Annotated in this window: 25 protein-coding genes and 9 pseudogenes; 24 read left to right on the plus strand and 10 right to left on the minus strand. The window is 35.1% G+C overall.

Features of this window, described 5'->3' with window-relative positions:
- The first annotated feature begins 91 nt into the window (after positions 1–91).
- Entirely contained in the window at positions 92–823 is a 732-nt protein-coding gene (locus HNP81_RS17455; protein ID WP_182503446.1) for a polysaccharide deacetylase family protein, read from the plus strand.
- Between the two features lie 351 nt (positions 824–1,174).
- Here the strand turns inward: HNP81_RS17455 and HNP81_RS17460 are convergent, their stop codons facing one another.
- On the minus strand, positions 1,175–1,642 hold the full coding sequence (locus HNP81_RS17460; protein WP_182503447.1) for a low molecular weight protein-tyrosine-phosphatase: 468 nt from the start codon (positions 1,640–1,642) through the stop codon (positions 1,175–1,177).
- Between the two features lie 459 nt (positions 1,643–2,101).
- On the opposite strand from HNP81_RS17460, the pseudogene HNP81_RS24720 reads away from it, so the two are divergent.
- A pseudogene (locus HNP81_RS24720) lies at positions 2,102–2,410 on the plus strand (thioredoxin reductase); the annotation flags it as partial.
- Positions 2,411–2,634: 224 nt separating this feature from the next.
- Positions 2,635–3,336 carry a YjjG family noncanonical pyrimidine nucleotidase gene (locus HNP81_RS17465; RefSeq protein ID WP_182503448.1) on the plus strand — a complete coding sequence of 234 codons (702 nt, stop codon included), beginning with the start codon at positions 2,635–2,637 and terminating at the stop codon, positions 3,334–3,336.
- Between the two features lie 158 nt (positions 3,337–3,494).
- On the opposite strand, the gene guaC is transcribed toward HNP81_RS17465, so the two are convergent.
- Positions 3,495–4,478 (minus strand): GMP reductase, encoded by a 984-nt coding sequence (gene guaC, locus HNP81_RS17470; RefSeq protein WP_028390922.1) that lies wholly within the window; start codon positions 4,476–4,478, stop codon positions 3,495–3,497.
- Positions 4,479–4,713: 235 nt separating this feature from the next.
- On the opposite strand from guaC, the gene HNP81_RS17475 reads away from it, so the two are divergent.
- From HNP81_RS17475 to HNP81_RS17515, 9 genes and pseudogenes are all read left to right on the plus strand, one after another.
- Positions 4,714–4,977: a transcriptional regulator SplA domain-containing protein gene (locus HNP81_RS17475; protein ID WP_182503449.1), complete on the plus strand. Its 264-nt coding sequence runs from the start codon at positions 4,714–4,716 to the stop codon at positions 4,975–4,977.
- Positions 4,974–5,999 carry a spore photoproduct lyase gene (gene splB, locus HNP81_RS17480; RefSeq protein WP_182503450.1) on the plus strand — a complete coding sequence of 342 codons (1,026 nt, stop codon included), beginning with the start codon at positions 4,974–4,976 and terminating at the stop codon, positions 5,997–5,999. Before HNP81_RS17475 ends, splB begins: the two co-directional genes overlap by 4 nt.
- Positions 6,000–6,113: 114 nt before the next feature.
- A pseudogene (locus HNP81_RS23955) lies at positions 6,114–6,191 on the plus strand (hypothetical protein); the annotation flags it as partial.
- 469 nt (positions 6,192–6,660) lie between these two features.
- Positions 6,661–6,945, plus strand: a complete 285-nt coding sequence (locus HNP81_RS23960; RefSeq protein ID WP_246399410.1) for a MarR family winged helix-turn-helix transcriptional regulator — start codon at positions 6,661–6,663, stop codon at positions 6,943–6,945.
- Positions 6,942–7,337, plus strand: coding sequence for a DoxX family protein (locus tag HNP81_RS17495; RefSeq protein WP_182503451.1), 396 nt, complete (start codon positions 6,942–6,944; stop codon positions 7,335–7,337). The genes HNP81_RS23960 and HNP81_RS17495 overlap by 4 nt, the downstream gene beginning before the upstream one ends.
- Positions 7,338–7,511: 174 nt before the next feature.
- Positions 7,512–8,129 carry an alpha/beta hydrolase gene (locus HNP81_RS17500; RefSeq protein WP_182503452.1) on the plus strand — a complete coding sequence of 206 codons (618 nt, stop codon included), beginning with the start codon at positions 7,512–7,514 and terminating at the stop codon, positions 8,127–8,129.
- A gap of 1 nt (position 8,130) precedes the next feature.
- Positions 8,131–9,099: a ring-cleaving dioxygenase gene (locus HNP81_RS17505; protein ID WP_182503453.1), complete on the plus strand. Its 969-nt coding sequence runs from the start codon at positions 8,131–8,133 to the stop codon at positions 9,097–9,099.
- 18 nt (positions 9,100–9,117) lie between these two features.
- Complete coding sequence (locus HNP81_RS17510; RefSeq protein WP_182503454.1) at positions 9,118–10,095, plus strand: ring-cleaving dioxygenase; 978 nt, start codon at positions 9,118–9,120, stop codon at positions 10,093–10,095.
- 68 nt (positions 10,096–10,163) lie between these two features.
- A complete protein-coding gene (locus HNP81_RS17515) occupies positions 10,164–10,538 on the plus strand; it encodes a VanZ family protein (protein ID WP_182503455.1) in 375 nt (124 codons plus the stop codon).
- A 725-nt stretch (positions 10,539–11,263) separates the two neighbouring features.
- Here the strand turns inward: HNP81_RS17515 and HNP81_RS17520 are convergent.
- From HNP81_RS17520 to HNP81_RS17530, 3 genes and pseudogenes are all read right to left on the minus strand, one after another.
- Positions 11,264–12,046, minus strand: a pseudogene (locus tag HNP81_RS17520) (DUF2935 domain-containing protein).
- A 216-nt stretch (positions 12,047–12,262) separates the two neighbouring features.
- A complete protein-coding gene (locus tag HNP81_RS17525) occupies positions 12,263–12,769 on the minus strand; it encodes a hypothetical protein (RefSeq protein ID WP_182503456.1) in 507 nt (168 codons plus the stop codon).
- Positions 12,770–12,995: 226 nt separating this feature from the next.
- Positions 12,996–13,502: a hypothetical protein gene (locus tag HNP81_RS17530; protein WP_182503457.1), complete on the minus strand. Its 507-nt coding sequence runs from the start codon at positions 13,500–13,502 to the stop codon at positions 12,996–12,998.
- 455 nt (positions 13,503–13,957) lie between these two features.
- Here HNP81_RS17530 and HNP81_RS17535 point away from each other — a divergent pair, with 455 nt between their 5' ends.
- From HNP81_RS17535 to HNP81_RS24365, 3 genes are all read left to right on the plus strand, one after another.
- Positions 13,958–14,524, plus strand: coding sequence for a YybS family protein (locus HNP81_RS17535; protein WP_028390934.1), 567 nt, complete (start codon positions 13,958–13,960; stop codon positions 14,522–14,524).
- A gap of 220 nt (positions 14,525–14,744) precedes the next feature.
- On the plus strand, positions 14,745–14,927 hold the full coding sequence (locus tag HNP81_RS17540; protein WP_182503458.1) for a hypothetical protein: 183 nt from the start codon (positions 14,745–14,747) through the stop codon (positions 14,925–14,927).
- A 165-nt stretch (positions 14,928–15,092) separates the two neighbouring features.
- Positions 15,093–15,224: a hypothetical protein gene (locus HNP81_RS24365; RefSeq protein WP_281384521.1), complete on the plus strand. Its 132-nt coding sequence runs from the start codon at positions 15,093–15,095 to the stop codon at positions 15,222–15,224.
- A gap of 133 nt (positions 15,225–15,357) precedes the next feature.
- Here the strand turns inward: HNP81_RS24365 and HNP81_RS17545 are convergent, their stop codons facing one another.
- From HNP81_RS17545 to HNP81_RS17555, 3 genes and pseudogenes are all read right to left on the minus strand, one after another.
- Positions 15,358–15,822 carry a DUF5342 family protein gene (locus tag HNP81_RS17545; RefSeq protein WP_182503459.1) on the minus strand — a complete coding sequence of 155 codons (465 nt, stop codon included), beginning with the start codon at positions 15,820–15,822 and terminating at the stop codon, positions 15,358–15,360.
- Between the two features lie 74 nt (positions 15,823–15,896).
- A pseudogene (locus HNP81_RS24725) lies at positions 15,897–16,028 on the minus strand (PepSY domain-containing protein); the annotation flags it as partial.
- A gap of 21 nt (positions 16,029–16,049) precedes the next feature.
- Positions 16,050–16,205, minus strand: a complete 156-nt coding sequence (locus tag HNP81_RS17555; RefSeq protein ID WP_182503460.1) for a hypothetical protein — start codon at positions 16,203–16,205, stop codon at positions 16,050–16,052.
- 340 nt (positions 16,206–16,545) lie between these two features.
- Here HNP81_RS17555 and ftsZ point away from each other — a divergent pair.
- Positions 16,546–17,248: pseudogene (ftsZ, locus tag HNP81_RS24460) on the plus strand (cell division protein FtsZ); the annotation flags it as partial.
- The gene (locus HNP81_RS24730) at positions 17,244–17,372 is read left to right on the plus strand and encodes a cation transporter dimerization domain-containing protein (RefSeq protein WP_376766763.1); all 129 of its coding nucleotides are present in this window, start codon (positions 17,244–17,246) and stop codon (positions 17,370–17,372) included. The pseudogene ftsZ and the gene HNP81_RS24730, both read left to right, overlap by 5 nt.
- A gap of 258 nt (positions 17,373–17,630) precedes the next feature.
- On the opposite strand, the gene HNP81_RS17570 is transcribed toward HNP81_RS24730, so the two are convergent.
- Positions 17,631–18,125, minus strand: coding sequence for an HPP family protein (locus tag HNP81_RS17570; protein ID WP_152534758.1), 495 nt, complete (start codon positions 18,123–18,125; stop codon positions 17,631–17,633).
- A gap of 154 nt (positions 18,126–18,279) precedes the next feature.
- On the opposite strand from HNP81_RS17570, the gene HNP81_RS17575 reads away from it, so the two are divergent.
- The 6 genes and pseudogenes from HNP81_RS17575 (at position 18,280) to HNP81_RS17600 (ending at position 24,187) form a co-directional block, all read left to right on the plus strand.
- A complete protein-coding gene (locus HNP81_RS17575; protein ID WP_246399415.1) occupies positions 18,280–18,813 on the plus strand; it encodes a pyridoxine/pyridoxamine 5'-phosphate oxidase in 534 nt (177 codons plus the stop codon).
- A gap of 152 nt (positions 18,814–18,965) precedes the next feature.
- Positions 18,966–19,581: pseudogene (locus tag HNP81_RS17580) on the plus strand (formylglycine-generating enzyme family protein).
- A 473-nt stretch (positions 19,582–20,054) separates the two neighbouring features.
- Positions 20,055–21,503, plus strand: a complete 1,449-nt coding sequence (locus HNP81_RS17585; protein WP_182503461.1) for a sensor histidine kinase — start codon at positions 20,055–20,057, stop codon at positions 21,501–21,503.
- Positions 21,500–22,186 carry a response regulator transcription factor gene (locus HNP81_RS17590; RefSeq protein WP_182503462.1) on the plus strand — a complete coding sequence of 229 codons (687 nt, stop codon included), beginning with the start codon at positions 21,500–21,502 and terminating at the stop codon, positions 22,184–22,186. Before HNP81_RS17585 ends, HNP81_RS17590 begins: the two co-directional genes overlap by 4 nt.
- A 245-nt stretch (positions 22,187–22,431) precedes the next feature.
- Positions 22,432–23,122, plus strand: a pseudogene (locus tag HNP81_RS17595) (ankyrin repeat domain-containing protein).
- A gap of 102 nt (positions 23,123–23,224) precedes the next feature.
- The gene (locus HNP81_RS17600; protein ID WP_028390940.1) at positions 23,225–24,187 is read left to right on the plus strand and encodes a DUF4822 domain-containing protein; all 963 of its coding nucleotides are present in this window, start codon (positions 23,225–23,227) and stop codon (positions 24,185–24,187) included.
- A gap of 73 nt (positions 24,188–24,260) precedes the next feature.
- On the opposite strand, the pseudogene HNP81_RS17605 reads toward HNP81_RS17600, so the two are convergent.
- A pseudogene (locus tag HNP81_RS17605) lies at positions 24,261–24,980 on the minus strand (IS4 family transposase); the annotation flags it as partial.
- A 644-nt stretch (positions 24,981–25,624) separates the two neighbouring features.
- Here HNP81_RS17605 and HNP81_RS17610 point away from each other — a divergent pair.
- A pseudogene (locus HNP81_RS17610) lies at positions 25,625–26,195 on the plus strand (recombinase family protein).
- Positions 26,196–26,300 lie beyond the last annotated feature (105 nt).

Genomic DNA, 26,300 nt, shown 5'->3' on the forward strand with positions numbered 1-26,300 from the left:
CTTCAAAACTAGGAGAAAACATTATAGAAACAAGTTCTTTTGGAATAATACATGAGGAAGATATAAATAGCATACAAAGCGAGGGAGTTTTATGAAAAAAGTTATAGTGATATTTTTGTTTCTACTTATCTTATTTCTTCCATCACAAATTTTTGCAGAGCGGAAAGTTCCTATCTTAGTTTATCATTCAATCGACGAGTATAAAGGCATAGGTACTAAAGATTTATATGTAACTCCGAAGAATTTTGAAAAACAAATGATGTATTTACGAGATCAAGGCTATACATTAGTAACTTTTGATCGGTGGCAAGATATATCTAAAGTAAATAAACCCATTTTTATTACCTTTGATGACGGATACAAAAATAACCTTCATGCATTCGAGATATTTCGTAAACTAGAAAATGAACAATTTAAACCTACCGGTACCATTTTTGTTATTTCTGACTTTATCGGTCGGACTCATCGATTAACGAAATCGGATTTAAAAATGTTGACTGATTCTGGTATATTTTCAATTCAATCTCATACTGCTACTCATCCTGATTTAACGAAAATAAAAAATTATGAATATGAATTGAAAGAATCTAAAGATAAAATTCAAAAAATAACAGGAAAACCTGTTATTGCTCTTGCGTATCCGTACGGAAATTCCAATGAAAAGGTCGTAGCAGAAACGAAAAAGTACTATTCGTTTGGTCTAACGACAACTCCTGCATTATATTCTGGAGTTGGTTTAAAAGACGAACTTTTTCTCTTACCCCGAATTTATGTTAAGTATTCAACGTCTATTAAAGAATTTGCCGAGTTGCTTGACGGATAAGGAAAGGTCAAAAGTTAATAGCTTCTGAAAATGCAAAGTAGTACAAGAAAGAAAAGTATTAGGTGAATGTTAACAGTTGAACAACAGGGAAACATAGTGGCTAGGTGCTGATTGAGATGGTGATATACGGAAGAAATAGATATGGATATGAGCTAGATGCCAAGGTAGTAAAATTGAATTTAAGAAGTGATCCGTAACAGAAGGATTTTAATAGTTGAAGATAAAAATGAAAACCAAATATTTAATTTAACACGATGGTGGGTTAAAAGGGATACTATTATGTCTAGAGAGAGAAATAAACAAATAGAGAAGAGGACAGCGACCACCCGATCACACTCGGTGGTCGCTTATTTAGTTAAGTTGATTCTCTTTCCTAATTTTCACAAGTAATTCTCTGCAACCGTCCATGATAAGGTCATATGTTTCCTGAAAATCACCTGTGTAATATGGATCTGGCACATCCGCTTTATGTGTTGTTAAGTCAAGAAGTCGGATAATCTTCGGATGAATAGGCTGTCCAGTCATTTCATAAATGTTTTTAATATTGCTACTATCCATACCAACAATGAAATCAAACTTCTCAAAGTCTTCTTTAATTAACTGACGTCCAGCAAGACCTTTTGATGAGATATTGTATTCTTCTAAGATTGAGAGTGTACCTTTATGCGGTGGCGCTCCAATATGCCATGAACTAGTAGCTGCGGAATCGACACTAACTTTTTCAAGTAGATTTTCTTTTCCGAGTAAATCACGGAATAATGCTTCAGCCATCGGCGAACGACAAATGTTTCCTAGGCAGACGAATAAGACTTTAATCATATATATGACTCCTTTTTTCATTTAATAAAAATGAGGATGGTTTTTAAGAAGCAATCATCGTCTAAAATAACTTTTTGTTCAGAATATTATACCATAATTTGAAAAAATAAGATATTAATCGACATCTAACTAAAAATTGATAATGATTATCAATTTCAATACAGTGAGTTTTGTGCTTTAAGTAAAAATAATACAAGGGAGTGAGATTAATTGAAAAAGTATGGGCTATTGGTGCACCTTCTTTATTAGCATTTGCTTTAGCAGGTTGTGGAGACAAGAAAAGACATCGAAGGAAACTAAAGAGAAAGTAGTTTAAGAAACAAGCGAAGAAAGCAAAGCAGCTGAGAAAAAAGCGGCTATAGAACAATCTATTACATATCTAGGTAATGAATAATGTCTTACCAGCAAAAGTTGAATACATTGTAGTTGCAAGATTAGAATCGATGGAAGATGCTGTTATTAAAATATAATTATGGTCCAGTAGCTGAATGGGAAATAGTAATGCAAGATGATGTAGCAATTGTGAATGGTAAAAGGTAAACGAATATTCCTGTAGTTTATGGAGCAGGAGATTTCATTGATCATAATAGCAAGGTAAGGTTGATTTCAAGGGTCCTTTCAGATGGCGTACTATTGAATAGCGAAAAGCTATATATTGAGCCAGATGCACCGATAGTGGCGTACGTATCTTCACATAATATCCTGTTTACGGAGCGAAACAAAAAGTTTCGGTTAGATGACGATAATTATAGAGAAGTGAAAAGATAATCGTAAATCAAGCTGGAGTGCGAATCGAACGTGTCGACACATAATATCTTCATAACAAATATTTTTCCCGAACAACTTTAATGTACTACTGTCTCAAAAAATTTTTCTTTACTAGTTACCAAGAAGAGAAAAATAAAGAGTGTTTCGATCATCAATGTTATAATGTTGAAGTGAAATTGAAATAAGTGACTAAACTGGGTTGGTAATACTAAATGGAGGTAGCTATGAAATACGAAATCATATTGTTCGATGTTGATGATACATTGTTCGACTTTAGTATGTCGGAAAAAAGGGCATTACATAATACTTTTGTAGAATTTGGATTACCTACAGGATTTTCGGATTATGGAGTCAACTACAAAGAAATAAGTAACATATTATGGAGTGAATTGGAACAGGGGATAACCACTTTATCAGAACTACGAGTTGAGAGATTTAGGAGGTTGTTCCTTGCCTATGATCTTGAAATCGATGCAGATACGTTTAGCAGTGCATATCTTGGGTATTTGGGAAAAGAAGTGCATCTGGTATCAGGAGCTGAAGAATTATGTGGAAATCTTGTCAGTTGTCGGTTAGCTATTATTACAAACGGATTCAAAGATGTGCAGACAGCAAGAATCGAAAGTTCTCCTCTCTGTAATACTTTTGAACATATTATTATTTCTGAAGAAACAGGATTTCAGAAACCCGAAAAGGGGATTTTCGATTATGCATTTTCTAAGCTACAGATATCAGATAAAGCTAAAGTGTTAATCGTGGGCGATTCTTTAACCTCTGATATTCAAGGGGGGATAAATTACGGGATTGACACCTGTTGGTATAACCCACATCTTAAGGAAAATAATATAGGAATTCAGCCAACCTATGAAATCCGTGAGCTGATGGATCTTATAGAAATTGTAGGCGTAGGGGAGAAGATGGGGTAAAACAAAAAACAATTCTTCCAAGCTAGGAATAAATGAAATTGCTGTACTGAAAGCGATCCCTTCAAACTAAAAGGTGAGCAAGTACCAAAGTACCTTGCTCACCAAATCGTAAAATAGACTATTCTAAATTCAATTAATTTCAAAATGATTTAGAATTATTAATATACTTTATCACCGTTAAATATTGAATTCTTAACTACGACATAATCCACATTGCGAATTGCATCTAACTTATTTCCACCAGCATAAGAAATAGAGGATTGAAGATCTTGTTCCATTTCTTTTAGCGTATCTTCTAAAGCACCCTTGTGCTCCATTAACATTTTCTTGCCTTCTACATTTTTCTTTTCGCCTTTTTGAAATTCCGAAGCGGAACCAAAGTACTCTTTATAAAGCTTTCCGTCTTTTTCAATTGTTTTTCCTGGCGATTCTTCATGTCCAGCAAATAATGAGCCAATCATGACCATTGATGCACCAAATCTTACTGATTTAGCTATATCACCATGTGTACGAATTCCTCCGTCAGCAATAATCGGCTTGCTTGCTGCCTTTGCACACCAACGTAGTGCAGCTAATTGCCACCCACCAGTTCCAAATCCAGTTTTAATCTTAGTAATACATACTTTCCCAGGTCCAATTCCAACTTTTGTCGCATCTGCACCAGCATTTTCTAGTTCTCTTACTGCTTCTGGAGTTCCAACATTTCCTGCAATAACAAAACTTTGAGGTAAGTGTTTCTTAATATGTTGAATCATCTCAATCACTGCATTGGAATGACCGTGTGCAATATCAATGGTAATATATTCCGGTGAAAGCTGTTCATCTGATAGTTGTTGGATGAAATCATATTCTTCATCTTTAATTCCAACACTTATAGATGCGAATAATCCACGTGATTTCATATCTTTAATAAAAGATAGTCGTTTTTCTGGTTCAAAACGATGCATTACATAGAAATAATCATTTTCTGCTAAATAAATGGCGATTTTTTCGTCTATAATAGTTTGCATATTTGCAGGAACAACAGGTAACTTAAATGTATGTCCGCCTAATGTTACAGAAGTATCACATTCAGAACGGCTATTTACTATACATTTTGCAGGAATTAATTGAATATCTTCATAATCAAATACATTTTCCATGGTTTACACCCCTAAATCCGAATATTGAAGTTTGGATAATTTAAAATTATTCGTCCAAATGGTAATGTACCTTATTTTTATCATTATGTCAAAGGTTTAATACCATATTATGTACATGGCATATAGAAATTTAATAAACTTCATGTAAAGAATGATTTCCTATTGAGATCTAGAGTAAAAATCTTAATAATGTAAAACTTAACTTAGTAGGTATTATGAAGGAAAAGGTGATGGCATGGAACTGGATAACGAAAACCGTACGTATAATGCTGGTGATATTGTATATGTTTTTTATCGGAACCCGCACACACAGGATGTAACAAATATTCAGGAAGCAGCGGTAGTAATGAACCCTGAGAATCCACAAGAGTTAGCTTTGTTTCTCTATGAAACATACTATCCATTATCAAATGAATTAGCTGTTTATACTTCAATCGAACAAGCTGAACAAGACTATCAGTATTATTTCGGAGATGTTTCAGAGGGGCCGTTGGAATGAAGCCGTTTACACCCAAGCTCATCTATTTTGAACCGAAGGCACTGGACTATCCATTAGGAAAAGAACTTAAAGAGAAATTTGAAAAAATGGATGTTGAGATTCGCTATACGACTTCCCATAATCAAGTAAGAAATCTTCCTGGTGAAAATGATTTTCAAAGATACCGTGTAGCAAAATCCACACTAGTCGTTGGAATTAGAAAAACGCTTAAATTTGACACATCAAAACCATCTGCAGAGTATGCCATTCCTTTTGCAACAGGTTGTATGGGTCATTGTCATTATTGCTATTTGCAAACAACAATGGGGAGCAAACCATATATTCGTACATATGTAAATGTAGATGAAATTTTGGAAGCTGCTGATAAATATATGGAGGAAAGAGCACCTGAGATAACGAGGTTTGAAGCAGCTTGTACATCCGATATTGTTGGTATCGATCACTTGACTCATTCATTAAAACGAGCCATTGAACATTTTGGCGAATCGGAGTATGGAAAATTGAGATTTGTTACGAAATTTCACCATGTAGATCATTTACTGGATGCAAAGCATAACGGAAAAACGAGATTTCGTTTCAGTATTAACGCAGATTATGTTATTAAAAATTTCGAACCAGGCACTTCTCCATTAGAAAAACGTTTAGAGGCGGCAGGGAAAGTAGCAAGAGCTGGGTACCCACTTGGGTTTATAGTTGCCCCGATATATCTTCATGAAGGATGGCAGGAGGGGTATTATCATATGTTTGAGCGTCTTGAAGCGGAACTGCCATTAGAAGCTAAAAAAGATTTAACTTTTGAATTCATTCAACATCGATTTACAAAGCCTGCCAAGAAAGTAATCGAAAAAAATTACCCCATGACAAAATTAGAATTAGATGAAGAAAAGCGAAGATATAAGTGGGGGAAATATGGAATCGGAAAATACATCTATCAAAAAGAGGAAGAAGAGGATATAAAAAATCATCTTTATACTTATATGGAAAAATTTTTTCCGAATGCCAAATTGGAATATTTCACCTAACAAATGATTTTTCCTCTGATTTTAGTTTACTAAATAGAATATAGTAAATTCCCTCAGAACAAGTTAATTAACATTTTACGTGGAAAACGTACAGAACTTTTGTTTTGAGGGTATTTTTGTTCCGAATATCATTTTAAAAGGATGTTCTCTTTTCTTGCAGGTATTACGCTATCAGAAAACATTCATGATAGGCTCGCTTGTCTGATGAAACCACTACTTTAGCCATTTAAGACAAATTGTACCCACAGAGGCTCCAAGTCAAGGTTTTAAACGCTTATCAATGGATACAAATAAACAAAGATAAAAGGTCCACTATCCCAAAAATTCGCTGGCGATGCTGTATATAGTCAGTTTTAAGTTCAATAAAAGAAAAGTTATTGACAAAAAAAATGATAAGTATTATTATTATCTCATATTCAAGATAATTTAATTCGAGATTCTAGGGGGAGGTTCAATTAATGGAGGTTAACTGCGATAATTTGCCTTTTCTGATATTAATGCAAACATCTAAAGCAATTCATGATCGTATAAAGGAAGAAAAGGCAAAAAAATATGCTTGGTATTACAGAATTTTCTGATTTCCTATTTTAGAGGTACTTTATCAAAAAGGAAACAAACAATTCGACAAATTGGAAATGGCATACCGATCTCAAGTGGTTCGATGACCTATGTTATAGATAAGCTAGAACAAAAGGGTGTATTAAGCCAAAATGCCTTTACAGTTGACCGCAGTAAGATACATGTTAGATTAACTGATGATGGAAATGAATTGATGAATGAAATCATGCCGAAATATCATGAGTTAGTTGATAATATGTTTGATTCATTAAATTCTGATGAGGCAGAGACATTGGTGAATCTTTTGAAAAAAGTAAGGAATAAAGTTAAAAATGCTTTTTGGTATCTCGAATTCAAGATAAAATATTTTAGGAGGATTTTAATATGATAAACATTGGTTTATTAATAATTCGTTTGGTAATTGGCGTATTGTTCATCGGGCACGGTGCTCAAAAATTGTTTGGTTGGTTCGGTGGTTATGGGTTGAAAGGAACCGGTGGATGGTTTGAATCCATTGGCATGAAACCAGGAGTAACAATGGCTCTTTTCGCAGGGTTAGCAGAACTTATTGGAGGACTTTTGTTTGCTTTAGGACTATTAACGCCACTTGCAGGAATTATGATTGCAGGAACTATGTTAATGGCTATCGTAAAAGTGCATGCCCCAAATGGATTATGGGCAACAGTTAATGGATATGAATACAACTTAACTTTGCTTGCAGTTGCTATTGGTATAGCTTTGGTTGGTCCCGGTCAATATGCTTTAGATGCACTCTTATAATAAAATATCTCAAATTAAAGATTATATACATGTAAAATGAAAATACTCGACATGTGTTAGGCAATTTCAAATGGGCAAAATAAGGTAGATAGGTTAACTGGAACAAATATTTTACCTTTTGTAGTTAGTCTTTGTGAGGAGAGTATCTTCTTTGTTTTGAAAGGGGAAAAAATAATGAAACATATATTTCAAAAATGGACGAATCCATTAAAACCTACTTTTTTATTGCTTCATGGTACTGGCGGAAATGAGCTAGACCTCTTACCTATTGCAGGAAAAATTGATAAGGAAGCTTCAATATTAAGTGTCCGTGGGAATGTATTGGAAAATGGAATGCCTCGTTTCTTCCGAAGATTAGCAGAGGGAGTATTTGATGAAGAGGATCTGAAATTTCGAACAAAAGAATTAAATGAGTTTCTTGACGAAACAGCACAAAAATATAATTTTGACCGAAATAATATTTTTGCAATCGGCTACTCAAATGGTGCAAATATCGCCGCTAGTTTATTATTTCACTATCAAAATGCTTTAAAGGGTGCTATTCTTCATCATCCGATGGTACCGATAAAAGGCATGGACCTTCCTGATTTATCAGGAAAATCAGTATTTATTACAGCAGGAACCAACGATCCATTAATTTCACCATTGGAATCAGTTGAACTGCAATCGTTATTAGAAAAAGCTGAGGCAAGCGTAGAGCTTCATTGGGAAAATAGGGGACATCAATTGACCATTGAAGAAGTAGAATCCGCAGCTGAATGGTATACAAAGATTGTGACAGGAGTGAAATGAGATGGAACTTTTAGGACTACATCATGTATCAATATTGACAGGAAAAGCGGAAAAAAATTATGAATTTTATACAAAAATTTTAGGAATGAGATTGGTAAAGAAAACAGTTAACCAAGATAATACAGAATCCTATCATCTTTTCTATGCTGACGCGGAAGGAACCCCAGGAACTGAAGTTACGTTCTTTGACATTCCTCATCTTGCACAAACATACAGAGGAACTTCAGATATTTCTACTGTATCATTAAGGGTTAGAAATTCAGATTCATTGTTATTTTGGAAAGAACGTTTTAAAAAATTTGGGGTTGAACATGATGATATTCAAAAAAGAGCAAATCGTGATACATTGGCTTTTAGAGATTTCGAGGGGACACGCTTAATACTGGTAGCCGATAACGGTGAAAAAGGTGTGAGAGCTGGGATCCCTTGGAAAAAAGATGACATTGCACAGGAAGATGCCATTATTGGTTTAGGGCCTGTAACCCTCACAGTCGCAATTGCAGAACCAACTATCGGTGTTTTAACAGAAGTTATGGGTTTTCGATTTGCCGGTTCTTATCCTTCACTTGAAGGGGAATATCCAGATATATTGATTTATGTAACTGGAGAAGGCGGCAGCGGTGCGGAAGTTCATATTGAAACAAGACCCGATTTGCCAAGAGTCCGCTTAGGTCGTGGAGGTGTTCACCATGTTGCCTTCCGTGTTCCGAATGAGGAAGAATATGATCAATGGGCAGAGCGTTTGAAAGAATACAGGTTACCGAATTCAGGGAAAGTGGAACGGTATTACTTCAAGGCATTATATTTCAGGGAACCCAATGGCATCTTATTTGAATTATCAACGGATACACCAGGATTTGCGACAGATGAACCAATGGAAACAATGGGGGAAAAACTGGCACTTCCACCATTTTTGGAACCAAATCGAAAAGAGATAGAGGAAAAATTACGACCATTATTCTTAAAATAAATTTTGGAGGAATATATAATGAACCATCTAAAAGGAATACACCATGTAACAGCTATTACAAGTAGTGCAGAAAAGAACTATGAATTTTTCACTTATGTTTTAGGTATGCGTTTGGTTAAAAAAACGGTAAATCAAGATGATATTCAAACTTATCATTTATTCTTTGCAGATGATAAAGGTAGCGCAGGCACAGACATGACTTTCTTTGACTTTCCCGGCATACCTAAAGGCGTACATGGTACAAATGAGATTTCAAAGTCATCTTTCCGTGTACCGAGTGATGAAGCATTAGACTATTGGGTAAAACGTTTTGATCGTTTAGAAGTGAAACATACTGGAATCAAAGAGCAATTTGGCAAGAAAACACTCTCTTTCATTGATTTTGATGAACAGCAATATCAATTGATTTCAGATGAATTCAACCAAGGTGTGAAATCTGGCACACCATGGCAAAAAGGTCCAATCCCACTGAAATATGCAATTACTGGTTTAGGACCTATATTTGTCCGTATTTCGAACTTTGATTACTTTAAAGGAATGATGGAAAAAGTCCTATTATTTAAAGAGACAGATAAAGAAGGGTCATTCCATTTATTTGAAGTAGGGGAAGGCGGGAATGGTGCCTCGATCATTGTAGAATATAATGCCATTCTTCCTGAAGCCCGGCAAGGTTTTGGTACGGTGCACCATGCCGCATTACGTGTAGAGGATCGCTCTGTTTTAGAAGAATGGATTGAACGAATGAGTAGTTTTGGAATCCATACATCCGGATATGTAAATCGTCACTTTTTTGAGTCATTATACGCAAGAGTTGCACCGCAAATTTTATTTGAGTTTGCTACAGATGGTCCTGGTTTTATGGGAGATGAACCTTATGAAACGCTTGGGGAAAAATTATCTCTACCTCCATTCTTAGAGCCTAAACGTGCAGAAATAGAAAAATTAGTTCGCCCAATTGATACAGTGAGAAGTACAAAGGAATTCATCAAAGAATAAAAGGAAAAATATTAAACCAAGCAGATATTTACGAAGAAAAGTGGAAACCTTAAGTAGGAAATCCGTACATGAATATGGAAAGAATAAATTTAATCCCTTTTAAAACCATTATCAACGATTTAGTTACGGTAGCTGCACCTGTAACTATTATCCAGACTTTAGCGAAACTATTACTGTTAACATTAGCGTTCGCTATGCTTTCATTAGGAATTATAGTAAACAAATATAGAGTAGTTTTAACCATTTTTCTAACAACATTATTCATCGAAACATATCAACTTCTCGATAATTTCATCGTTTCAGGATATGTGTATTCTGAGGGAGGTTCTCGTGCTATTGATATCGATGAGATTTTATTGAATACAATGGCTGGATTAATTGGAATCGTATTGTTTATCATTTATAAAAAGTTGTTTTTACAAAATTCTTTATTAAAAAATTAGGCCCACCAAAAACCAGTAATGCAATTATGGAACAAGAAGTAAAAGAGTGATACATATTATACATGACTAATATGTATCGCTCTTTATTTTTAATGACTTTTCACAATTTAGGTCTTGATAATTATAAAACCAATATAAAGATAATTGGTGGAGTTAGGTTAAGAAGCACCACTAAAAATGATCAATCTTTTTTCAAAATGGATTCTCTTTGTTTGCCATCAAACATAGATTCAAACCATGTTTATAAAAAAGTTGCACCGTTTTACCTCTTTGGATATGGTTATCTAAAGGGGTGTTTTTTATAGTACATCTGAATTGAAAGGTGGATTAAGGAACTGTTGAATACAATAGAGTTGTTCCGTTAATTGGCCATTTAATTGAATATCAGTGATTGAATAAATATATAATTGTTTGTACATGAAGTGGGGAGTATATATGAACTTATACCTGAGTTTTCAGATTTGACCGATTATTTAAAGGAGTTAAATGTGGTTGACTATACACATGCCTTAATTCAAACAAAGGTCGATGAACTCTATGGAAACAAACCTTCAGAAATAGAAAAGGTTAAAGTAGTTTTTGAGATTGTATGAGATAATGTATGTTTTACTTTATATTGCTTTTGTATTTATCCTAGAATTTAATGAAGCGAACTACATTGCATTACATGAAAAAGGAAACTTTCATTCAAATGATTATAGAACAAGGCCTTTTGTCATTGGTATTTACAATAATACCAAGCGCCGTTTATCAACGTTAAGGCATTTTTCCGTATGGTGAGCTTCAAACATGTCAATAATTTCAAGGAAAGGTCTGGCTTCCCGAAAAACATGATCTGCTAATAAGAGGTGGATAATACTTTTTATCCTGTATTCATCAATTAAACTCCGTGTTTTTTTTGAAGTCTCTAAAAGAAACTACAGACCCATGATTCTGATCTAGAAATTAATCCAGAAGAGGAACAGTCTGAGAATGTGGCTTCATTCCCTCAAAATCTCTAGCTTGAAAAAGCAATTCATCAAAATTGTTGTTAAAGTCTCGTACCATATCTACAAGCTTTCTTTCGGATGGATCAAGAAGGTGAACGATAAATTTCGCATGATCGGCCATAATTCTTAAAAAGAAAACATTCTCTTTGATGATTGAATCAGCAAAGGGTTTCAATTTTTCTTCGTATAATTAAAATAAACGTTTTCTAAAATAATTGGCTTCCCTACTAATATAATCGATTAAGGGGGGAATTATTTGCACCAGGCAACTGGCATGAAAGAATTAATCCTAATGCTTTTCGTTTTACGCGTATTAGATCTTCTCATTTGTTTAGGATCTGTTTGATTTGTCAATGAATTAGATCGTTGTTCAATCTTTTCGAATTCATGATCAAAATGATTCGCTTCATCTATTAAATGTGTATCTCCGCACCTAAATCCTAATCTAAGGAATAAGAAATGTTCCTTCATTATTCTCGAACAAAACCTAATTACCTCTAAGGAATGTGTCACAAACATTACAGTATCTATTCGATTATTGGGATCTTGTGAATTTTCATTCCATGTTTTTAAACAGGGCGCTATAATCTTAATTGAGTATGTTTCTCCCTGAAAAAAACTTCTATTTCAATGTATTCAAAGAGAAGTAGTCCTCATTTCAAATATTTATTAATAGGATCTAACCATAAAAATCAGAATCAATAGTTATTACTTTTTAGGGTGGTTCAGTTCCTTCTATTCCATAATCATATCTTTCTGCATTTTTACTTGTATGTCCTGAAAGGTATCTTTTCCAATGAAAGTATGAGCTTTTTTCTCTAATCTATTTAAAATGATATCATTTTCCTTTAACATCTCCCTAATCCGTTGTATCAATTGAAGAGCGCTTGATCCAGTGACTTGTTTGGCTATACGTTCGAGAAGAACTTTCGCATCACCGGAGAATTTAGGGATGAAGCTAATACACATTACCATATTGATCTTAAGGGCATCGCCATATTCCTTTGTAAATGCACGGCGGACACCACCTCGAACACCTGCATAACCATAGGATATCTCGGAGATAGCTCGGTAAAAAAGAATCATTCCATCTGCATGACTTGATTCCGGATTTAACCGAAGTTCACTCACTAAAGATATTAACCGATGGACTACTGGTTTGGCCGATTCCATTGTTTGCCACCATTCCAACAATCGATGCTGGTCCTCCTCACTTAAATTCAAATGTCGTGTGTTTGGCATTGTTACTTTCCTCCTTAGTTTGCCTATGCATGGGTAAATGAAGCAAAAAGAATAATTTTATTAATATAAACCAATTAGTAAAATCTCTTTTGTCCTTATATACTATTTTTAAATTATCCATTACATGTTATTTGGCATGTATTTTTTTAAGATGACTATGGAATTCCAATTTATCCTGAGTATAACACTCATCCCTATTCATTTAATTTCATAGTTTCTACTTTACTCACAGACGTGGAATTGCTTGTATATTCTCGATTCGTGTACGTATGGTATCCCAATCAGGTCCAAGTAGGGCCTTACCAAGACTTATTGCTTCCTTGATTCTTTCCGAAATTTGATAATTTAAATGGCGACTTTGCTCTATCAGATAAAAAACATCAGGGTTTGCTTTTCTTACAGCGAGTTCAAAGTTAGGGCATAGTTGTTTTACACTGATACCAAGTGTATCAAGATCAAACACCAGCATTTCCTTTACTAGAGAAAAGGATTCACCTTGACGGATTCGATTAATCGTTCCTTGTACTGCATCGAATCCATAGCCGATATCTGCAACAGAAGCATGATAGGGATTCAAACCAGGTGCAACGCGCATGGATGGAATTTTTCGAAAACCCGTAGTAATGGAACATACTACTTCTTTTGCAGCCATCCCTTTCTCTAAGGCTGTAAGAATGGCTTCAAGATAAGCATCTCTTTGACCGTTATCTACATCCATAAAGATAGATGTCATTGATTGTTCCCTCCTCTTTGTAATCTATAATTATGTACTAAGATATTCAAAATGAAATATATAGGTGTATGACCTTCTCAGTCTATATGTCGTGTATATCTGTTCAACAAACTGAATAATGATTAGGAAGGTGGGTTTGAATGGGGGAAGGATTGTGATTGAATATGAATGATTATATGCCGAATGGGATGTTGGAAAAGGAAATGCGCTGACCAATTCAAAACCGGTTCTTTATGGCGAGTAAAGAAGGATAGAAGACAGTAACTTTTAATTCAAATGACTGTTTACTCTAAATTTACCCCCGTTTTATGATCGACTTTCTTACTAATCTTTTCTAGAGTGTCAGGTGAAAATGAGTGACGGAATAATGGTGACTATTTAAGTCTAAAAGTACTGAGAAAAAGGATAGAGACCAATAAATCGCATGTTCTGTATGCATAGAGAAGGAGGAACTTATGCGTTGGTTTAGCATTTTATCACAAGAGTCATACAAGCTTCACCATTACTTTAAACCATTTTCTTATTCTAAAAAGCTCGTACTAACCGCCTTACTATCTACACTTGCAGCTATCCTACAGTCAAGTGGAAACTTTCTCCCAGGGATCGGGTATTTAATTAGTCCTTTTGCCACCGCTCCTATTTTGATTTGTACTATGATATCTATTACCTTTGGGATTCAAAGTTACGTTTTAACGTATTTTTTACTGACTCTGATACAACCAGGCGAATCTTTTGCTTTCCCTTTTACAACAGGGATATTAGGTTTAGGAATGGGGATAGCGTTTCTCATTTTAAAAAGAAGGATCGAAATCATTGTTGTTACGTCTTTATTATTGCTAGGTGGAATTTGTTTCCTTCTGTATATTGTCCATTTCCCTATTTTAGGTCCAATTGTCAGCACATCTCTTTCATCAAAGCTAATAGGATTTATTTACATTTTTTCTTTTATATATAGCTGGATATGGGTTGAATTAAGTAGGGTAATCTTTAAGAAATGTTATCAAGTGATGGGGACAAAATAAGTATACAAGTTTAAATTTATAAAACGTCGACCTCTCTCAGAGAAGCAAAAAAAGGTTGAGTTATGAAGAAATTTGGTTCATTGATAGAAATGGAGAACCTTGCAAAAGATGGGGCAGTCCGACACCACATTGTTTTATATTAGTTATGAGGACTGGATTCGAGGGAAAGAGACTGGGCGTGACCCAAAGAGGTCTCATCTTTTCCACCTATGTGGTATGTATGTTTCAAACCCGGATGGACAAGAAACATGTTATGGAAGGTGAGAAGTCTGAACAGGGGATATTAGTGAATAAGCTTACCGGAACGGCCACAATGGTAACTGACCTTTATCTTCTAATTGATAAGGCAGACATTGCTCCAAAAGACAATGTTATGACGCGAAGCCCGTCTGACTTTGAATGATAAGTGGAGCGCTTTTAGACTCTACATGTACTAAACAGAAGTCGATGAGGCAGATAACCATAGAACCCAAAGGAAGTAGGTTGTTTAGGGCGGAGTACTAACATTATGACTATCCAATGATATATCTACTCAGATAGTTGTAAAGAATAGGAATGAAACGACTACATGAATGAATCTGAAGGATGGAAAAGCCATCAAAATCGGCGTCAAATGGACGGTCCAAACTTCATTTCAATTATTGCAAGACAAATAAAAAAGCGAATGCGTAAAGCAACCATTGAAAATTCTGCACAGTAAAAATGAAAATTCAATGTATAAAAAACTATATAATGTCACACATTAGGAAAAAAACCTGGAGGTTTTGGGAACAAAAAAGGGTGGGCATCATTTAGATACCCAATCTTTTATATGTTTAGTCTTTTGATGATATTCAAAAGATTGATTTTTGAACATTGATTTTACTTTGAAAATCTTGATAGATGTGGTTTGTCATCAAGTCATACACTGTAGATTCCAAGTCTCGAAGGACCTCTTCTTCAAGATTATTTTCAGGTTGAGGGTGGAACCACTGGATTTCTTCATCGTGGAAAATTCCATGATAATGATCTCCTTCAAAGTTTAGTGTAAACTGATGACGTTCATGAACTTGATCTTCGAACAATGGTTTTACTTTAAAATCTTGATTAGTATGTTTTGTCATCAAGTCATACACTGTAGATTCCAAATCTTGAATGTCCTTTTCTTCAAGATTATTTTCAGGTTGAGGATGAAACCACTGAATGTCTTCATCATGGAAAATTCCTTGATACGTATTCCCTTTAAAGTTTAGCGTAAATTGTTGTCGTTCATGAACTTGATTTTTAAATAATCGTTTTACTTTAAAATTTTGAAACATGATAAAACCTCCTAAATTGGTTATTCATTGAATTTTTCTTGAAATGAGCTTAAATCGTTCGTACCATGGTCCTATCAATCTTTTGTGTTTTGATCAATTTTCAAAATGTCACCTGTTGATGCATCAATATCCACGACATATTCTGTATCTTGATTTACAATAGAAATTTCGTATTTTTTAATCCCGTAATTCTCAATGGTTTGAGTGTTCGTTACTAGACCGCCTTTTCATGTGTCTAAGGCGATAGTCTTTGCTTGTAATTCATTAATAGATTGTGAGGGTGCAATGGTTGATTTCGCTATTGGCTGGTTATCAAGCACTGCATGAGCCCCTAGACCACCTGCGATTAAAGCACCTGTTAAAAGCATTGTCATCAAGTTCATTTTGATAACCTCCTTGTTTTGTTGATAGTTGTATCATAACCACTCGAGTTTAAAGAAATAGAAGAAGTACCTTAAAATTTCCTTAGAAAAATAAAAGAATATCAAGTTTGCGTTTTTTTGACTATGATCTAGTAGGTGAAACTAATAGAAACCCCCACTCGATTAATTGAGTGGGGGTTTCAGCTTTCCATTCATTACGCAAAGCATATTGGAGTTCATACTGTGATGAATGTATGAAACTAGCCAAAATTCATACATTTATAATATAAAATCAAAAACAAACTTTTGACTCGCACTTTTCTTGTATTTGGGGATAGTACCTACATTTTCGTGGATATTCGCCGTTAACCTTATGATCGAGCATGGAGTTAAAGGTGTAGAATTTATTGTTGTTAATACAGATGCACAAGCTCTTAATTTATCAAAAGCAGAGATCAAGATACAAATCGGTGCAACATTGACAAGAGGTTTAGGACCAGGGGTAAATCCAGAAATAGGTAAAAAGCAGTTAAAGAAAGCAAAGAGCAGATCCAAGAAGCATTAAAAGGTACAGACATGGTATTCGTTACAGCCGGAATGGGCGGCGGTATTGGAACAGGTGCTACCCCCGCTATTGCTCAAATTGCCCGTGAGCTTGATATACTAACCATTGGCGTTGTAACACTTTCGTTTGCGTTGGAAGGCTATAAGCGTGCAACACAAGCAGCAGTCGGAATCGCCTCAATGAAGAAAGCAGTGGACACATAATTGTTATTCCAAACGATCGCTTATTAGAGATTTTACATAAAAATACACCCATGCTTGAAGCATTTCGTGAAGCGGATGATGTTCTTCGCCAAAGTATCCAGGGTATATCGGATTTAATTGCTGTACCAGGTTTAATCAGCATTGATTTTGCTGACGTGAAAACAATCATGTCCAATAAAGGGTCTGCCTTAATAGGCATTGGCTGAGCAACAGGTAAACATCGCGCTGCGGAAGCTGCAAAGAAAGCCATTTCCAGTCCGTTACTTAACACTTCCATCGACGGAGCCCAAGGTGTGCGTCCTTCTTGTAAATTCTAATTTGGATATTCGAGATGCTCATGATATTTCAACAAGAGTTGAAAATGAATTAATGAAAATACATGATGTATATGCTGTCCATGTTCATGTTGAACCTAATTGAAGAGGGGGGCAACATAAGAAGGTGATCTCACGTCCAAAGTAAGGATATAGAGAAAAACAGAGTCAAAAATAATATTCATACCTTACTTTACATAGTAATATATGTATATTATGTATAATTATACCGATTCTTAAAGGGAAAATTCATGAATATGTTTAGTCGTTATAGTGCTGGTTATCTGTAACATTTATCTGGAGTAGTATAAAAAATCCTTTCAGTTATAAGACTGGGAGGATTTTTTAGGAATTACTTCATTTGTTATATCCAAAACACCGGATAATTTCTTTCCTTTCGCAAATTATTAATGAATAATGCGACGAGCACAATGACAATAGAGCCTATTAATACTGGTGTAAATAAAAATTCCCAAGTATAAGTACCAAGGATCACAATAATCGGATCAGCTCCTGCTGGAGGATGTGTTGTTTTGGTTAACATCATCAAACTGATTGCTAATCCGACTCCTAAGGCGAGAGACCAAGGTTCATTTCCAAATACATGATAAACAATTAATCCGACTAAAGTTGATATGAAATGTCCGCCGATTATATTTCTTGGTTGTGATAAAGGAGAGTTCCAAAGAGAAAAAGCTAATACACAACTTGCTCCAAATGAAGCAATTAATATTGGTGACGATGTAAACATTGATAATAAATACAGAATAATAATTGTGAAAGTCCCACCAATAAAACCAGTTATAACATCTTTCACATTTACTTTCAAAGGACTCCGCCCTTTTCCCCTCATTTTCATTAGGTAGGAATGCGTCTTGTACTGAGTGATTTTTTCTGGCTGCTCTTTATTCGCTAGATTTCCATCTGTAATCAAATTAATTTTCCTCATCTCTAAAAAATTTTCTAGATTATATTACTATTTTTTTAAAAGAATTGAAAGTGGCATATTGGTATTGGCCGGTCCTTTTCCGGAATTTCATACAAAGGATTTACCCGTATACCCATCAGACTTGTTCATAGAATGGATAAACATTGCAATTGAGGAAGGTGTTTATGAACCCCATACGATGACATTATCCACTATTGACGAGTCCGGTGCACCTGATGCAAGAATATTAATTCTAAAAAATGTAACACGAAATAAATGGTACTTTGCAACATCAGCCACAAGTAGAAAAAGGGAACAATTGAAATCTAACCGGAGAGTTGCCTTAATGTTCAATTGGTCAACAATTGACAGACAAATTCGGATACGTGGAGTTGCTTCCAAAATGACAGCAGAAGCAAGTTCAAGAGATTTCTTAGAAAGATCGAGTGAGGCTAGGGAAATTGCTTTATTGGGAAATCAAAGTAAAGAAATGATACATCGTGAAGACATAGATAAAGAATTATTGAAAACGAGGGTATTGCTAAAACAAACACCAAATATTGTAAGACCTACCTGGACGTTGTACGAAGTCGATGCAAACGAAGTTGAGTTTTGGTAAGGAGATTCAGAAAGAAAACATATGCGAGTACAATATCAGCTAACTTAAATGGCTACTTAAAAAATTTAAGGGTGTATATTCCTGAAGGAGAAATCCGTCTATGAGATTTTCGGAACGAGCAAAAATGGATTAGTTCAAACTATAAATTTGGAATGCCCGGTATTAGAAAAAATTTAAAGGAATTTATTTGGAATGTTGAGATAAAGCCATTTTATCTTGCAAAATATACGGTTACAGAAGAACTTTATGCGATTATTATGGGGAAGAAATTTTTAACGACGACTGAGGCTTGAAAACCAGTTGTTAATGTTTCATGGATAGATGCAATAAATTACTGTCTGATGCACTGGGTTATGACAGGTTTTACGATTTTGATAATGAAAATAAAGCAGTTATTTGCAATTATGGTACTAATGGTTTTCGTTTACCGACAGATCCTGAATGGCAATATGCATGTAAGGCGAAATCAAAAGATTATCGGTATGGTGAAATTGATGTAATTGCTTGGTATAAAGATAATTCTTAGGAACGACTACACGAAGTTGGTAAGAAGAAGCCTAATGTATGGGGTTTGCATGATATGATTGGAAATATTTGGGGTGTTACTGAAACTTATACGATGAAGAGACATTTGGTAATTACAGAATAATCCGCGGAGGAAGTTGGGCAGAAGAAGAACGTGGGTGTGGAGCTACTTGTCGTAGCAAGAGTATGCCTGATTTTTATATAGATGATATCGGATTTAGAATTGCTAGATCAATCGTCTAATAATTTGAAATTCTGAATTGATATACGAATTATAAGGTAATTCACAAGGTTCATAGAACCTAAAAGGAGGTGTGGAAAGGTAATTTTACCTAAACTATCCAGTGCGCTTTTCCGCAATAACTTACGTAAGCAGCAGAAGGCTCTTAATAATGATGAACGATCTTCCTTTAAAGGGCATTTTCCTTAAGGAAGTCTTTTTTTCGTTTTATGATTGTTCCATTCCTATTCAAGTTGGTTTATCTACAACTCAATGGGCATTGATTCCTTACAGAATAAAGTATCACTAATTATAAGGTGTTTAGAAATATTTCATACATTTTTTAGAAAGTTTTAAGATTTGTGTGATATGGTTCTTTTAATATCTTAGAAAAATGAGCTTCTTTTATCTGAATAGTGTGGTTTACAAAAGTATCTTTCATGCTAAGAATAAGGAATGATCTGGTGAAAATTTTATAACAAAGCGAGTGAAAAAGATGTCAATTAAGATGAGGTTTCTGTTGTCTTACGTTGGGGTGATCCTTTTTTCTATCACTTTATTATTGGCAGCTGGTTTTTTAATTATTTTTGCCATAACAGGTGATGTAAAATCTATAGAACATCTTTACAAAAAAACGTATGTACAAAAACCTTTGACAACAGTAGAAGAAAGTGTATTTCTCGATTTAAAGCTTTTTGCTAAAAAAAATCCTAAACAGCTCCTAAATGAAAAGGAGCTCAAGGGGATTGAGCAGGAGGATATCGAGATTGTTGTTAGAAAGGGCACAAAAGTTGAGTACGCTTCCCCTGCTCTTGACAAACCGGCATTGATTAAATCCCTTCCCGGGTTTGAAGAAACAAACATCAATACGCGAGATACGATTAAAATCAACGACTATTTTTTTACGTATGTGAAGTTTGATTTTTATTTTCCGGATAAAAGTGAAGGAAGTATTTTCGTATTAAGAAAGGCAAGTTCCTATGCTGAGCTCATTCGAGAATTGTTTCCAATTTTATCGGGACTTTTGCTATTTCTGTTTATTATGATTATTGGTATATTGAACTATTTAGTTTCACGAAGCATTATTAAGCCTATCTCAATTCTTAAAGAAGGTGCCGAAAGAATAAAATCAGGAGATTTAAATTTTGAAATCAAGGCCATTTCGAATGATGAAATCGGACAATTAAATCGGGCGTTTGAGGAAATGAGAATAAAATTAAAAGAATCCGTTAATCTTCAGCTTCAGTATGAGGAGAATCGAAAAGAGCTCCTGTCTAATATTTCCCATGATTTAAAGACACCTATTACTTCGATTATTGGATATGTAGAGGGGATTAAGGATGGTATAGCAAATACCCCTCAGAAAATGGAGAAATATTTATCGACTGTGTACTTAAAAGCAAAAGATATGGATTCATTGATTGATGAGTTGTTCTTATTTTCCAAGCTGGATTTAAAAAAGGAACCATTCCATTTTGAAACTGTCGAACTAGATAAATATATGAGAGACTACGTAGAAGAACTTTATTTGGATTTACTTCAGCAAGGTATTCATATTGAGTTGCATCTTTTGAATAAGCCAATCTACGTGACAGCGGATAGAGAGAAATTTAAACGAGTATTGGCCAACTTAATGAGCAATTGTGTGAAATATATGAACAAAGACAAAAAGAACATTTCTATTTCTCTCCATGAACAATTATATGATGTAGTTGTACAAGTAACAGATAATGGGCAAGGGATAGAACCTTCTGCTTTACCATATATTTTTGATCGTTTTTATCGTGCAGAACAATCGAGAAATTCTCAGACAGGCGGAAGCGGTTTAGGACTTGCGATTGCAAAGCAAATTATTGGGGAGCATGATGGGGAAATCTGGGCTACTAGTGAGTTAGGTAAAGGTACGAGTATATTCTTTTCTCTAAAGAAAGGTGGAAAAATGTGAAACAAATATTACTTATTGAAGATGATATTAGCATTGCAGAATTGCAAAGGGATTATTTGGAAATAAATGGCTTTTGCGTCGATATTCAACATAATGGTGATGCAGGACTCCAACTGGCTCTTCAAGAACATTATGATTTAATTATTTTGGATATCATGCTTCCAGGAGTAAATGGGTTTGAGATATGTAAACAAATACGCGCAGTTAAAAATATTCCTATCTTGTTTGTATCGGCTAAAAAAGAGGATATCGATAAAATTCGGGGTCTCGGTTTAGGGGCAGACGATTATATTACAAAGCCTTTTAGTCCAAGCGAACTGGTAGCTAGAGTGAAAGCACATATAGCGCGCTATGAACGTTTAGCAGGGAACCCAACCAATTCAAATACGATTTTCGTTCATGGAATTTCAATCGATAAGTCAGCACGCAAAGTTTATCTTAACGGAGAAGAAGTTCCGTTTACGACAAAGGAATTTGATTTGATCGTGTTTTTTGTGATGCACCCGAACCAAGTATTGAGCAAAGAACAGCTTTATGAAAAGATTTGGGGGCTGGAGTCAGCTGCAGATGTTTCAACGGTCACCGTTCATATCAGGAAAATACGTGGGAAAATTGAACGAGACCCTGCACAGCCGAAATTATTGGAAACCGTTTGGGGAGCCGGATACCGATTCAATGTTTAAATTAAATAATGTGTTTTAGACCCGTCACAAAGGTGGCGGTTATTTTTTTATAAACATGAAGAAATTTTAAGAATAAGTTTATCTTTTTTAAGAATTTATTTAGAGGGAGTTTACATTTGGGTACTAACATAATAGAAGTAGTAACTAAGTTCATTGAGGGGATCTGAGCCTTTTCATTTCAAGTTAATAGCAAAAAATAATAAAAGAACGATAGGCAGGTGAATTTGATGTGGAGGTAGTTAACAATAGTTATTGGAGGCATTATCCTCCTTCAGGGATGTATCTCAGATAATGTTGCAGAACCAAATACACAGGAAAAAGAGATAAGGGTAGAAATAGATATAAATGAACAATTAATTCAAGCTGCAGAACGCAAGGAAACAGAAACAATAAAGAGATTGATTGAGGAAGGTGTCGATATAAATACAAAGGACTCAGAAAGACGAACTGCTACTATGATCGCAACTTATAATAATGATGTCGAAACCGCTAAAGTCTTGATTAAAGCGGGGGCTGACGTCAACATTCAAGATAACATGTAAAAACATTCCTTTTTTATATGCCGGTGCAGAAGGATATGTTGAAATTCTTAAACTTACGATCGAAGCAGGTGCGGATCCGGCGAAGATTAACCGTTATGGAGGAACTGCATTGATTCCTGCTTCAGAACATGGTCATATAGATGTCATCAAGGAGCTTCTCACCAAGACTGATATTGATGTAAATCATGTAAATGATCTCGGTTGGACCGCATTAATCGAAGCTATCGTGTTGTATAACGGTGGTGAAAGACAACAGCGAGCCATACAACTGCTAATCGATCACGGGGCGGATGTGAACATTCCGGATAGAAATAATGTAACTCCTTTGCAATATGCACGTGAGAAAGAGATTAAAGTTATTGAACAAATTTTGTTAACAGCAGGAGCAAAATAGCCAGATTGTATAAGCTTCCAAGTAAAATCAATACCGTATTACTGCTTAATTATTAGGATAATCTAAAATATACCACAATAAGAAAATGAGGAGACGATAAAAATGAACAAAAAAGCAAAAGCAATAACATCAATAATGCTCGGATTCACATTATTTTTAACAGGTTGCAACGCTAACGCCCAAGAAAATCATAGTGAACAGAAGCAAGAACGAGCTGTTAAGAAGACTAAAAAGGAAGATAAGTTAACCAAAGGTCAGGAAATGGCTAACATTCTTAGTAGTACAAATTGGCAAGGTACAAGAGTGTATGACAAAGATAATAATGACTTAACAAAAGAGAATGCAAACTTCATTGGCCTTGCGAAATATGATGTGAAAACAGGAAGATATGAATTTTTTGATGCTAAGACAGGTGAAAGTCGTGGCGATAAAGGAACATTCTTTATCACAAATGATGGGAAGAAGAGAATATTAATTTCAGAATCAATGAATTATCAAGCTGTTGTTGACATAACAGAAATAAATAAAGATGTTTTTACTTATAAAAGAGTGGGGAAAGATGCTAATGGTAACGATGTAGAGGTATTCGTTGAACATGTTCCATATAAAGAAAAAGAGCTGTCTTTCACTGATCCGGACAAGCAGTTGAACACTACTACAGGAGATATTGTTAAAGACGTTGATGGAGATAAAATTTTAGGTAGTACCCTTTGGAACGGAACAAAGATATTAGATGAAGACGGCAATGATGTAACAAAGTATAATTCGATGTTTATAAGTCTGGCAAAATTTGATGACAAAACGAATAAATATGAATTTTTCAACATTGAAACAGGAAAAAGCCGCGGTGATTATGGCTACTTCGATATTGTACACGAAAATAAAATTAGAGCCCATGTATCAATTGGAGATAATAAGTATGGTGCCGCTCTTGAACTTACAGAACTTAATAATAATAAATTTACGTATAAAAGAACTGGTAAAGACAAAGATGGCAAGGACATAATTGTATTCGTTGAGCATGAACCTTATAAAGGTGATCTTAAACCAAAATTTACTAAATAAAAAACGTCAAATAAGATTAGCGTCTAGTAAAAAAGGGAATGGTGAAATCCATCCCCCTTTTTTTGCGACGGGCAGTCGCATCGTTCCACGTGCCATTTTTGAAGTATTCTGGCTCAGGGTTCTTGATATAAATGCGTGTATTCAGCTTCAACCGTGAGATATAGTAAGCCTTTTTATCATGAATGGCTTGTAAGTCTCCTAAATCGAAGTAACCAAGATCGCGCAAACATTAATCGCCTGCCTCTACGGTTTCAAGGCAGATGGTACCGTATGTTTTATCATTATTCTTTCCTGGTCCAAGCTGCACGTTAAGAAAATGACCACTGAGTAAATCATATTCCAATTGGATTTTCACGCCTTCCGTATTACTGCTCCCACCTGAACCTTGATAGTCTGCGACGAATTGATCAGGCAGCTGAAATACTGTCGCATCTAAAATACGGATACGATTGAAAGCAGACATTATGTGTGCAGAAAGCGATTGAATGGAACAGAATTTTTGTGTGAGAAGAGAAGTAAAAACTTCTCGAAGAAATGTGATGGCTGCTGGATTAAAGCGTTGATTCAGTCCTTCCAGGCTCATCAGTACCCCTGTAGAAGCTTCTTAACCGTGATGTGCTAGAGACTTCCTGACTGAGCCATCTGCAAAGGGCGATGAGTTCGTTTGCTTGATACTTACTAGATCGTTTACAAAGCCAACTTGTTTGGCAATGTCTTGTAGGACTACTGGAGATAGAAAGCGTTGTAATTCTTGTGAGAATAGATGTAATTCTTCAGATAGCGAGAGAATCATGAAAAAACGTCATCCTTTTCGAGTTTTTTACTGAAAGAATAACGTTTATTCATTTTGGGGGAAATTCATTTCTTTAGCTTGATGGGCATGGGGTAGCGTCAGGAAAATGTGATTTTCTTCCAGGGCCCATTATAATGAACGCTAACATTATCGTTTTTTGGGCCACACACAAAAAGCTAGGGCACATTCATTCATTTTGTTGAATTTACCCAAGTGTGGGACAAAGGGCCAGGCTCCGTATGCTAAAAATTTACGTCCCAACGATCACTTCCACCCCATGCCTTTCAAGTATTTCTTGCATGTTTTCTCCTACTTCCTTTTCCGTTATAACGATATCAATAGCATCCAAATCACATACTTTTTGGAAAAAGGTTTTATTAAACTTTGTTGAATCTATTAATACAATTACCCTGTCAGAGCGTTTGTAAAAGTATTCTAATAAGGAATTTATCCGTTCATAAAAGTACACTTTTTCGAATGGGTATTTTTTGTTTGAATTCTTTCAATAATTACGTTCGTAAACTTTAAAATTAATTTACGAACGTCTGTTTAGTTATATCTACTTTTGTGAACGCCTATTGATAGAATTATAGAAAAAGAACCAAAATGAAGGAGATTAAAATGACGTTCGAAAGTTTGGATACATACGAGTTAGCAGCAAGGATCAAAACGAGGGACGACAACTTGAAGCCATGAAAGAAAAGGGAATAGGCGAACGAGATATTTTCATGGACAAACAAAGTGGAAAGGATTTTAATCGAACTCCGTATCAGTTGCTTAAACGAATGTTGAGAAAAGGAGATGTCTTATATATCCATTCCTTGGATCGCTTTGGACGAAACAAAGAAGAGATTTTACAGGAGTGGAATGAAATCACTAAGAACATCCAGGCTGACTCTGTGGTGTTGGATATGCCACTGCTTGATACGACTCAAATTAAGGATAGCCTAGGGACTTTCATAGCCGATCTCGTTTTGCAGATTCTTTCCTGGATTGGTGGAAGTAGAGCGGGAGCGAATTCGAAAACAGCAGAGGGTATTGATTTGGCTATGCAAAATGGAACAGTATTTGGTCGACCTAAAGTTGAGGTGACTGAAGAATTCAGAGTAGTCTATGATCGTTGGAAAGCAGGGGAGATGACTGCTGTTAAAGCGATGAAGGAAAAGGACGACTTTTTATAAGTTAGTCAAGGAGTACGAGGGATCATTGAAATAAATCATATGTATTAACTCGTCAAAGACGTGACCTACCGTCGATGGTAATAGTCCCATTTTTACAAATTGGTAATGCTTTTTGGGATCATAGGTTACCATTTGGATA

The sequence above is a fragment of the Peribacillus huizhouensis genome (genome assembly GCF_014138605.1).
In the GTDB taxonomy this organism is placed as follows: Bacteria; Bacillota; Bacilli; order Bacillales; family DSM-1321; genus Peribacillus; species Peribacillus huizhouensis.

Excerpts from the sequence above, each read along its gene's own strand:
- HNP81_RS17455 (WP_182503446.1), top strand. The coding sequence starts at position 92 with ATGAAAAAAGTTATAGTGATATTTTTGTTTCTACTTATCTTATTTCTT.
- HNP81_RS17460 (WP_182503447.1), bottom strand. The coding sequence starts at position 1,642 with ATGATTAAAGTCTTATTCGTCTGCCTAGGAAACATTTGTCGTTCGCCG.
- HNP81_RS17465 (WP_182503448.1), top strand. The coding sequence starts at position 2,635 with ATGAAATACGAAATCATATTGTTCGATGTTGATGATACATTGTTCGAC.
- guaC (WP_028390922.1), bottom strand. The coding sequence starts at position 4,478 with ATGGAAAATGTATTTGATTATGAAGATATTCAATTAATTCCTGCAAAA.
- HNP81_RS17475 (WP_182503449.1), top strand. The coding sequence starts at position 4,714 with ATGGAACTGGATAACGAAAACCGTACGTATAATGCTGGTGATATTGTA.
- splB (WP_182503450.1), top strand. The coding sequence starts at position 4,974 with ATGAAGCCGTTTACACCCAAGCTCATCTATTTTGAACCGAAGGCACTG.
- HNP81_RS23960 (WP_246399410.1), top strand. The coding sequence starts at position 6,661 with ATGACCTATGTTATAGATAAGCTAGAACAAAAGGGTGTATTAAGCCAA.
- HNP81_RS17495 (WP_182503451.1), top strand. The coding sequence starts at position 6,942 with ATGATAAACATTGGTTTATTAATAATTCGTTTGGTAATTGGCGTATTG.
- HNP81_RS17500 (WP_182503452.1), top strand. The coding sequence starts at position 7,512 with ATGAAACATATATTTCAAAAATGGACGAATCCATTAAAACCTACTTTT.
- HNP81_RS17505 (WP_182503453.1), top strand. The coding sequence starts at position 8,131 with ATGGAACTTTTAGGACTACATCATGTATCAATATTGACAGGAAAAGCG.
- HNP81_RS17510 (WP_182503454.1), top strand. The coding sequence starts at position 9,118 with ATGAACCATCTAAAAGGAATACACCATGTAACAGCTATTACAAGTAGT.
- HNP81_RS17515 (WP_182503455.1), top strand. The coding sequence starts at position 10,164 with ATGAATATGGAAAGAATAAATTTAATCCCTTTTAAAACCATTATCAAC.
- HNP81_RS17525 (WP_182503456.1), bottom strand. The coding sequence starts at position 12,769 with ATGCCAAACACACGACATTTGAATTTAAGTGAGGAGGACCAGCATCGA.
- HNP81_RS17530 (WP_182503457.1), bottom strand. The coding sequence starts at position 13,502 with ATGACATCTATCTTTATGGATGTAGATAACGGTCAAAGAGATGCTTAT.
- HNP81_RS17535 (WP_028390934.1), top strand. The coding sequence starts at position 13,958 with ATGCGTTGGTTTAGCATTTTATCACAAGAGTCATACAAGCTTCACCAT.
- HNP81_RS17540 (WP_182503458.1), top strand. The coding sequence starts at position 14,745 with ATGTTTCAAACCCGGATGGACAAGAAACATGTTATGGAAGGTGAGAAG.
- HNP81_RS24365 (WP_281384521.1), top strand. The coding sequence starts at position 15,093 with ATGAATGAATCTGAAGGATGGAAAAGCCATCAAAATCGGCGTCAAATG.
- HNP81_RS17545 (WP_182503459.1), bottom strand. The coding sequence starts at position 15,822 with ATGTTTCAAAATTTTAAAGTAAAACGATTATTTAAAAATCAAGTTCAT.
- HNP81_RS17555 (WP_182503460.1), bottom strand. The coding sequence starts at position 16,205 with ATGAACTTGATGACAATGCTTTTAACAGGTGCTTTAATCGCAGGTGGT.
- HNP81_RS17570 (WP_152534758.1), bottom strand. The coding sequence starts at position 18,125 with ATGAAAATGAGGGGAAAAGGGCGGAGTCCTTTGAAAGTAAATGTGAAA.
- HNP81_RS17585 (WP_182503461.1), top strand. The coding sequence starts at position 20,055 with ATGTCAATTAAGATGAGGTTTCTGTTGTCTTACGTTGGGGTGATCCTT.
- HNP81_RS17600 (WP_028390940.1), top strand. The coding sequence starts at position 23,225 with ATGAACAAAAAAGCAAAAGCAATAACATCAATAATGCTCGGATTCACA.